Raw genomic sequence first — 4,912 nt, 5'->3', positions numbered from 1 at the left:
TCCAGATGTATGCTATTCTGCTCCTGCAGCTAATGGATCACCGCAAACAGGTTACTCGCCTGGGGATTCCCTTTCGACCCGAGCATCCGTATGAGACTCATGCTCGATTATTATTATTATAGAAGCCCCCATGAATAAATCGCTCATCATTTTCGGCATCGTCAACATAACCTCGGACAGTTTCTCCGATGGAGGCCGGTATCTGGCGCCAGACGCAGCCATTGCGCAGGCGCGTAAGCTGATGGCCGAGGGGGCAGATGTGATCGACCTCGGTCCGGCATCCAGCAATCCCGACGCCGCGCCTGTTTCGTCCGACACAGAAATCGCGCGTATCGCGCCGGTGCTGGACGCGCTCAAGGCAGATGGCATTCCCGTCTCGCTCGACAGTTATCAACCCGCGACGCAAGCCTATGCCTTGTCGCGTGGTGTGGCCTATCTCAATGATATTCGCGGTTTTCCAGACGCTGCGTTCTATCCGCAATTGGCGAAATCATCTGCCAAACTCGTCGTTATGCATTCGGTGCAAGACGGGCAGGCAGATCGGCGCGAGGCACCCGCTGGCGACATCATGGATCACATTGCGGCGTTCTTTGACGCGCGCATCGCGGCGCTGACGGGTGCCGGTATCAAACGCAACCGCCTTGTCCTTGATCCCGGCATGGGGTTTTTTCTGGGGGCTGCTCCCGAAACCTCGCTCTCGGTGCTGGCGCGGTTCGATGAATTGCGGCTGCGCTTCGATTTGCCGGTGCTTCTGTCTGTTTCGCGCAAATCCTTTCTGCGCGCGCTCACAGGCCGTGGTCCGGGGGATGTCGGGGCCGCGACACTCGCTGCAGAGCTTGCCGCCGCCGCAGGTGGAGCTGACTTCATCCGCACACACGAGCCGCGCCCCTTGCGCGACGGGCTGGCGGTATTGGCGGCGCTGAAAGAAACCGCAAGAATTCGTTAACTGCACATTCGGGATATTTCTCTATATTCGCGGTTCAGCAGGCATGTCCCCTTTGAGGGCGACCCGACGACAGGATAATCGACCTTATGGTGCGCAAATATTTCGGCACAGACGGTATTCGTGGCAAAGCCAACGAAGGCGCGATGACGGCGGAAACCGCCTTGCGCGTCGGCATGGCGGCTGGCCGTGTCTTTCGTCGCGGTGACCACCGCCATCGTGTCGTGATCGGCAAGGATACGCGCCTGTCGGGCTATATGCTTGAACCCGCGCTCACAGCCGGTTTCACCTCGATGGGCATGGACGTATTCCTTTTTGGCCCGCTGCCGACAACGTATAGGAAGAATAAACGCCCTTTTCACCCAAGTCCAACAGCTTTGGACCGCAGTTGACTCTTTCGACACCCCTGCGATGCAACCCAATCCGGCTGACGGGGAGCCAGCAACGCTGAAAATTTACCCTCCTCTTTCCCACTAGCGGCTCCTTTTCCGACAACCAGCACGGCGGATCCCTGCCGCGGCGCTGTGAACGCAGCATTTTGATTGGTATCGTTGGCCTTCAGGCTCGTCAGTCAAACAGACCCAGGAGCAGCTCAGCCGGTGGCGCCCGGCTTTCGGGTAACGCCCTGGTCCCGCTGGTTTCGGCTTTGTGCTTCAGGTGATCAAGGATCTGCTTGATCACTATAGGGTCTTCAATGCAGGCGATGACTTTCATGGCGCCGCCGCAGCCGCTGCAGGTCTCGATGTCGATATTGAAAACACGCTTGAGCCGTTGCGCCCATGTCATCGACGCTCGCCGTTGTGCTGGTGTTGCCGGTTCATCAGCCACCCTGACCTTGTTGCCCCTGCCCCGTTTTGCCGGCGTGACCAACGCCCGGTGCCGACTGTTGGGTGCGAACACCCCGTGGAAGCGGGTTAGGTTGACTCTGGGCTTCGGTACCAGGGCGGCCAGCCTTGCAATGAAATCCAATGGTTCGAAAATGACGTGCGTGGTGCCGTCCCGGTACGGCGTCTTGAGCTGGTAGCGCACGTTGCCGCCTCGTGTTAACGACAGCCGCTTCTCGGATACCGCCGGGCGGCTGATGTACCGGCACAGCCGTTCGAGCTTCTTGCGTTCATCGGCCCTGGCCGCCACGCCGGCGTGCAGGCTGGACCCGGCTACCTTGCCAATCCCGTCACCGAACGGATCACCACTGGTCGGCAGAGTTTGCAAAGTGAACACCTTTCGCCCCGCCTGTGAACCGACAGCGATACGGTAAGTGATCGAGTGCCCCAGCAGGGGTGTCATCGGGTCGTCATCCACCGCATCCGAGGCCAGATAGCTGTTTTCGACATCCCGTTCCAGCAGGCCTTGCCGTTCCAGATAGCGACCCACCCGGTGGGCGATGGTGTGCGTCAGCTGGGTGAGCTCTGGGCTGGTCGGCGCCTTGACCCAGCGGAAACGCGCTGAGCCGTGGGATTGCTCGACATACACACCGTCGAGAAACAGCATGTGGAAGTGAACATTCAGATTGAGCGCCGATCCAAAACGCTGGATCAGGGTGACCGCGCCCGTCTTGGCCACTTGGTGGGTATGGCCCGCTTTCTTGACCAGGTGCGTGGCAATGACGCGGTAAACGATGCCCAGCACCCACCCCATGATCTCGGGCCGGCTGGCAAACAGGAAACGCAGCTGAAACGGGAAGCTCAACACCCACTGACGCATGGGTTGTTCAGGCAGTACTTCATCAACCAGCAAGGCGGCACTTTCGGCCATCCGCCGCGCCCCACAGCTCGGGCAGAAACCGCGACGCTTACAGCTGAAAGCGACCAGGTGCTCGGCGTGGCAAGACTCGCAGCGAACCCGTAGAAAGCCATGCTCCAGCCGCCCGCATTGGAGAAATTCTTCAAATTCCCGTTGCACATAGCCCGGCAATTCCTTTCCCTGCTCTGCCATAAGCGCAGCGAATGCCGGGTAATACTCGTCAACGATCTGATAGAGAAGGGGTCTGACGCTCAGTGGAACGAAAACTCACGTTAAGGGATTTTGGTCATGAGATTATCAAAAAGGATCTTCACCTAGATCCTTTTAAATTAAAAATGAAGTTTTAAATCAATCTAAAGTATATATGAGTAAACTTGGTCTGACAGTTACCAATGCTTAATCAGTGAGGCACCTATCTCAGCGATCTGTCTATTTCGTTCATCCATAGTTGCCTGACTCCCCGTCGTGTAGATAACTACGATACGGGAGGGCTTACCATCTGGCCCCAGTGCTGCAATGATACCGCGAGACCCACGCTCACCGGCTCCAGATTTATCAGCAATAAACCAGCCAGCCGGAAGGGCCGAGCGCAGAAGTGGTCCTGCAACTTTATCCGCCTCCATCCAGTCTATTAATTGTTGCCGGGAAGCTAGAGTAAGTAGTTCGCCAGTTAATAGTTTGCGCAACGTTGTTGCCATTGCTGCAGGCATCGTGGTGTCACGCTCGTCGTTTGGTATGGCTTCATTCAGCTCCGGTTCCCAACGATCAAGGCGAGTTACATGATCCCCCATGTTGTGCAAAAAAGCGGTTAGCTCCTTCGGTCCTCCGATCGTTGTCAGAAGTAAGTTGGCAGCAGTGTTATCACTCATGGTTATGGCAGCACTGCATAATTCTCTTACTGTCATGCCATCCGTAAGATGCTTTTCTGTGACTGGTGAGTACTCAACCAAGTCATTCTGAGAATAGTGTATGCGGCGACCGAGTTGCTCTTGCCCGGCGTCAACACGGGATAATACCGCACCACATAGCAGAACTTTAAAAGTGCTCATCATTGGAAAACGTTCTTCGGGGCGAAAACTCTCAAGGATCTTACCGCTGTTGAGATCCAGTTCGATGTAACCCACTCGTGCACCCAACTGATCTTCAGCATCTTTTACTTTCACCAGCGTTTCTGGGTGAGCAAAAACAGGAAGGCAAAATGCCGCAAAAAAGGGAATAAGGGCGACACGAAAATGTTGAATACTCATACTCTTCCTTTTTCAATATTATTGAAGCATTTACCAGGGTTATTGTCTCATGAGCGGATACATATTTGAATGTATTTAGAAAAATAAACAAATAGGGGTTCCGCGCACATTTCCCCGAAAAGTGCCACCTGACGTCTAAGAAACCATTATTATCATGACATTAACCTATAAAAATAGGCGTATCACGAGGCCCTTTCGTCTTCAAGAATTTTATAAACCGTGGAGCGGGCAATACTGAGCTGATGAGCAATTTCCGTTGCACCAGTGCCCTTCTGATGAAGCGTCAGCACGACGTTCCTGTCCACGGTACGCCTGCGGCCAAATTTGATTCCTTTCAGCTTTGCTTCCTGTCGGCCCTCATTCGTGCGTTCTAGGATCCTCCGGCGTTCAGCCTGTGCCACAGCCGACAGGATGGTGACCACCATTTGCCCCATATCACCGTCGGTACTGATCCCGTCATCAATGAACCGGACTGCCACGCCCTGAGCGTCAAATTCCTTTATCAGTTGGATCATATCGGCAGTGTCGCGGCCAAGACGGTCGAGCTTCTTAACCAGAATGACATCACCTTCCTCCACCTTCATCCTCAGCAAATCCAGCCCTTCCCGGTCTGTTGAACTGCCGGATGCCTTATCGGTAAATATACGGTTTGCTTTCACACCTGCGTCTTTGAGTGCTCTGACCTGAAGATCAAGAGACTGCTGACTGGTTGAGACCCGAGCGTAACCAAAAAGTCGCATAAAAATGTACCTTAAATCGAATATCGGACAACTCATGTCTATTATTACAAATTTACGATTTAATAGACATATTAATGTAACAGTTTTACGATGTCCGATAATTTATAACATTTCGTACGGTTGGAAAAATGTTACTAAATGCCCGTCAGGCAGGGAGGCCGATATGCCCATTGACTTTCTGACCACTGAGCAGACTGAAAGCTATGGCAGATTCACCGGTGAACCGGATGAGCTTCAGC

General features: G+C 54.2%; 4 protein-coding genes and 1 pseudogene. 2 read left to right on the top strand and 3 right to left on the bottom strand.

Annotated elements, in window-relative coordinates; all coding sequences use genetic code 11:
• Nucleotides 1-130 precede the first annotated feature (130 nt).
• Nucleotides 131-946, top strand: a complete 816-nt coding sequence (gene sul2, locus AC6CWS_RS26270) for a sulfonamide-resistant dihydropteroate synthase Sul2 (protein ID WP_001043260.1) — start codon at nucleotides 131-133, stop codon at nucleotides 944-946.
• An 86-nt stretch (nucleotides 947-1,032) separates the two neighbouring features.
• Nucleotides 1,033-1,335 (top strand): phosphoglucosamine mutase, encoded by a 303-nt coding sequence (locus AC6CWS_RS26265; protein ID WP_000251875.1) that lies wholly within the window; start codon nucleotides 1,033-1,035, stop codon nucleotides 1,333-1,335.
• Nucleotides 1,336-1,510: 175 nt separating this feature from the next.
• On the opposite strand, the pseudogene AC6CWS_RS26260 reads toward AC6CWS_RS26265, so the two are convergent.
• The 3 genes and pseudogenes from AC6CWS_RS26260 to AC6CWS_RS26250 all read right to left on the bottom strand — a co-directional run.
• A pseudogene (locus AC6CWS_RS26260) lies at nucleotides 1,511-2,926 on the bottom strand (IS91-like element ISCR2 family transposase); the annotation flags it as partial.
• A 146-nt stretch (nucleotides 2,927-3,072) separates the two neighbouring features.
• Nucleotides 3,073-3,933 (bottom strand): broad-spectrum class A beta-lactamase TEM-1, encoded by an 861-nt coding sequence (locus AC6CWS_RS26255; protein ID WP_000027057.1) that lies wholly within the window; start codon nucleotides 3,931-3,933, stop codon nucleotides 3,073-3,075.
• A gap of 182 nt (nucleotides 3,934-4,115) precedes the next feature.
• Entirely contained in the window at nucleotides 4,116-4,673 is a 558-nt protein-coding gene (locus AC6CWS_RS26250; RefSeq protein WP_001235713.1) for a recombinase family protein, read from the bottom strand.
• Between the last annotated feature and the right edge of the window lie 239 nt (nucleotides 4,674-4,912).

Source organism: Klebsiella sp. M041 (genome assembly GCF_059759695.1).
This window is presented reverse-complemented; position numbering and strand designations above follow the sequence as displayed.